The 892-nt window shown below is 69.6% G+C and carries 1 protein-coding gene; it reads left to right on the top strand.

From position 1 onward, the window contains the following. Window positions 1–464 precede the first annotated feature (464 nt). A partial coding sequence (locus MLGJGCBP_RS22835) for an Rv1733c family protein (protein WP_160098228.1) occupies window positions 465–892 on the top strand: 428 nt, incomplete at its 3' end.

The following is an 892-nucleotide window of genomic DNA, read 5'->3' as shown; positions in this document are numbered from 1 at the left end:
CGCTAGTTCCGGCCATGCTGATGCACCTCTTCGCTCGGCGACACTCCCGCAATCGAGCATAAGCACCGACCGGCCCGGTACGCGACTCGACCTGCACGAACACACCCCTCATGCACCGCAACGGCGCCGCGAGACGGGCCGAGCCTGCACGAGAGGGCCCTTGCTCGCCGCCCGTGCCTGCCGCAGGAGCCCGGCATCAGCGGCGCCTCCCCCACACGGTAAGTCCGACCGCCACTGCCACTGCCACTGCCCAACAGACTCGACGAACTCACGCAGCGCCAGCACCGCGAGCCCCGCGACCTCACGCAGAGCACGTCGGAGATTACAGCCGCGAACATTCCGGCTGACTGAAACACACGGGTGAGCCTGTCCTGCTCTCGCGGAGCACCGCGTCAGAAACGCCGCGTCGGATTCCGTCGCACAATCGAAGGAAAGGGGAAACGCAGCTTCTGCGGGAGGTGACCATGCGCCGGGAGGAACCGCCACCGGCACCGGTGGCCGCGCCGATCCGGTGGTGGCGGCTGCGCCCGTGGAACCGCAACCACCTGATGCGCGCCAGCGACCGCATCGAAGCCACCCTCCTGCTACTCACCGCCACCGTGGTTCTGCTGCTGATCCCCATTGCCGCCGCATTCGGCACCGCCACCCACACCCGCCTGGAGCAGCAAACCCACACGCTCCGCGCCAGCATGCGCCAGGTGCCCGCGGTCCTGCTCGAGGACACCTACCTCGCCCCCGACACCCCCGACTACGCGATTCGTTCCGCCGGCACCCAGAACACCGCCCGCGCCCGCTGGACCACACCCCACGGGGAGCGCACCGGAGCCGTCCCCACCGACACCCCCGGGAAGGCCGGGCAGACCGTCACCATCAGCGTCGACGCCGACGGCAA

Source organism: Rhodococcus sp. T7 (assembly GCF_009872365.1).
Taxonomy (GTDB): domain Bacteria; phylum Actinomycetota; class Actinomycetes; order Mycobacteriales; family Mycobacteriaceae; genus Rhodococcus_F.
This window is presented reverse-complemented; position numbering and strand designations above follow the sequence as displayed.